4 protein-coding genes are annotated in these 2,534 nt (G+C 67.8%); 2 read left to right on the forward strand and 2 right to left on the reverse strand.

Going from position 1 to position 2,534, the window contains the following annotated elements:
* Nucleotides 1-76: 76 nt before the first annotated feature.
* Complete coding sequence (locus tag VK519_RS08200; protein WP_324348901.1) at nucleotides 77-619, reverse strand: shikimate kinase; 543 nt, start codon at nucleotides 617-619, stop codon at nucleotides 77-79.
* Here VK519_RS08200 and VK519_RS08205 point away from each other — a divergent pair.
* Together VK519_RS08205 and VK519_RS08210 are read left to right on the forward strand one after the other, a co-directional pair.
* Nucleotides 618-1,439, forward strand: a complete 822-nt coding sequence (locus VK519_RS08205; RefSeq protein ID WP_324348903.1) for an NAD-dependent epimerase/dehydratase family protein — start codon at nucleotides 618-620, stop codon at nucleotides 1,437-1,439. The genes VK519_RS08200 and VK519_RS08205 overlap by 2 nt on opposite strands.
* A gap of 45 nt (nucleotides 1,440-1,484) precedes the next feature.
* Nucleotides 1,485-1,820 (forward strand): YbjQ family protein, encoded by a 336-nt coding sequence (locus VK519_RS08210; protein ID WP_250633914.1) that lies wholly within the window; start codon nucleotides 1,485-1,487, stop codon nucleotides 1,818-1,820.
* Here the strand turns inward: VK519_RS08210 and VK519_RS08215 are convergent.
* Nucleotides 1,807-2,534 (reverse strand): kinase (locus VK519_RS08215; RefSeq protein WP_324348906.1); only part of this gene is annotated, 728 nt, incomplete at its 5' end. The two genes, VK519_RS08210 and VK519_RS08215, sit on opposite strands and share 14 nt — an antisense overlap.

Consider the following 2,534-nt stretch of genomic DNA (forward strand, 5'->3'; position numbering starts at 1 on the left):
CGGGGCGCGTCGTCGATGAGGCCTTGTCCGATCCAGACGGGGTAGCTGCGCGCACCAAGCGCGACGGTGAGTTCTTTCATGAGGCTCGCACGGGACGCCGCCAGTGGGCGTCGATGAGTTCAATGGTAGTTGCTGCAGCCGCGGCCAGGCCGTTGCCCTGCGGTGGCACGATGAGATCGGCGATTTCGCCGTAGAAGGGAGCGCGGGCCGCGGCCATGGCCGTCAGGCGGCCGTGGCGGTCGCCGGTTTCCAGCAGCGGTCGGTTGTGATCGTGCTCCAGCCGGTTCACTTGCTGGTCCACGTCGACCTGCAACCAGGCGACGAAGCCGCGTTCGCGCAGGGCTTGCCGGTTGCGCGGGTCCATCACCGCGCCGCCGCCGGTGGCCAGCACGACGCTTTGCCTGCGGCTACACTCGTCCAGGCAAGCGCTTTCGCGCTGGCGAAAACCGGCTTCGCCCTCCATCTCGAAGATGGTGCTCACCGATACCCCGGTCTTCGCTTCGATGGCCTGGTCCAGGTCGATAAAGGGCAGGCCGTAATGCGCGGCCAGGCGCTTGCCCAGCGAAGTCTTGCCTGCGCCGGTGGGGCCGATGACGAAGAGGTTGGACGACGGATTCATGCCATCGATGCTAACAAGTAATGGCCGGAGAGTACTCATCGCCGGTTGTGGCGATGTCGGTTTACGCCTGGCGCGGCGCCTGCTGGCGCGGGATATCGAGGTACATGCATTGCGGCGCAGTGCCCAGGCGCCTACGGCCTGCGGCCTGCACTGGCACGAGGGCGATCTGACCGCACCACCGCCGCTGCCGCGCGTCGATGCCATCGTGTTCACCGCCACGCCCGATGCACGCAACGAGGCCATCTATCGACGCGTGTTCGTCCAGGGGCTGGCACGCATGCTCGATGCGAACCCCGACGCGCGCGTCGTGCTGGCGTCGTCGTCGGCGGTCTACGGCGACCACGACGGCGGCTGGGTGGACGAAGACACGCCACCCGCGCCATTGGGTTTCAACGGCCGCGTGTTGCTGGAAGCCGAGGCGCTGGTGCAGGGGCAGGGTGGATCGGCGGTGCGTCTTGCCGGGCTGTATGGGCCCGGGCGCCTGCAGCTCATCGACCGCCTGCGTGCCGGCGCGGCCCGCGTCCCGCGCACGCATCCGTTCCATGTCAATCGCATCCACGTCGATGATGCCGCATCGGCGCTTATGCACGCACTGGATGATCCATCACCCGCGCCTGTTTACCTGGGCGTGGACGATACGCCGCTGCCCATGCATGAACTCTACGATGCGATCGCCATCGCATGTGGCGCACCACTACCGCCGGAAGGGCCGCCGCCCCCGGGCATCGGCAGCAAGCGGCTGCGCAACCACCGTCTTCGCGCGACCGGCTGGCAACCTGTGTGGCCGGACGCGAGGCTGGGTTACCTGGCCCTTGTCTGAAATCCGACGATACTTACCCCGTACCTTCAAACCAGGAGCATCCCCATGGCAGGTCCCGTGCAGCGGCAGATGGTCTCAACCTCCAACGAAATTCCCGGCCACCGGATCGTCCGCGGACTGGGTGTGGTCCGCGGCATCACCGTGCGTTCGCGCAGTGTGATCGGCAACTTCGGCGCCGCGTTGCAGACGCTGGTCGGCGGCAATATCACGATCTACACCGAACTGTGCGAGAAGGCCCGCGAGGAAGCCTTCGAGCTGATGCTCCAGCATGCCGGCGAACATGGCGCCAACGGCGTGATCGCCATGCGCTACGACGCCAATGACGTCGCAGAAGGCGTGACTGAAGTGCTGGCCTACGGCACGGCCGTCATCGTCGAGTAACCCGTACCGGCGTGCGCGCGGTGTCCAGTTCCACCAGGACATCCGCGCGCGCCGGCAGGGTGCGCAGGGCGTGGCGGCTGATCCGCTCGTAGTGGGACAGGAAACGGTCGAGCGCGTCATCGTTCATTGCACGTGGCGCGCCTGCATGTTCGCGCTCGGCCTGGCCGCGCCACGCGCGGACCACATCCCAGCCCGGCGCCTGCAGCACGGCCAGGCGGTCGATGCGCGCCCAGGCCGCTGCATAGGCGCCAAGTTGCGCATTGACGAAGTTCCGCCACGTGCCATCGGCGTCCTCGTCGCGCTCAAGCGCGTTGACCGGCGTGGCAAGCTCGATGTCGTCCTGCGGCGGCACGCCCAGGCACCAGCCTTCGAATACCACCAGGTCTGGCGTCCCGTCCACGTGCGGCCATTGTTCGCGCGGCGCGCGGTCGTCGCGCCCTTTGTCGAAGCGCGGTACGGCCAACGGCCAGTGCGTGGCGGGATCGACCAACGCATCGAGTGTCGAAAGAAGAAGGTGAAGGTCGTGCGTCCCGGGCACGCCGCGGGTGGCGAGCAGTGGATGGACCTCCCGGCCCAGGGCCTGGCGCGCGTCGTGGCCAAGGTAGAAGTCGTCCAGCGACAGCGACACCGCTCGCACGCCGCGTTCGCCGGCCAGGCGCGCCATCGTCCGGGCCACGGTGCTCTTGCCGCTGCCTTGCAGGCCCGAAACGCCCA

This window comes from Pinirhizobacter sp. (assembly GCF_035317885.1).
In the GTDB taxonomy this organism is placed as follows: Bacteria; Pseudomonadota; Gammaproteobacteria; order Xanthomonadales; family Rhodanobacteraceae; genus Pinirhizobacter.

Bases quoted from the DNA above. Each gene is read 5' to 3' on its own strand.
- VK519_RS08205 (WP_324348903.1), top strand. From the start codon at position 618: ATGCCATCGATGCTAACAAGTAATGGCCGGAGAGTACTCATCGCCGGT.
- VK519_RS08200 (WP_324348901.1), bottom strand. From the start codon at position 619: ATGAATCCGTCGTCCAACCTCTTCGTCATCGGCCCCACCGGCGCAGGC.
- VK519_RS08210 (WP_250633914.1), top strand. From the start codon at position 1,485: ATGGCAGGTCCCGTGCAGCGGCAGATGGTCTCAACCTCCAACGAAATT.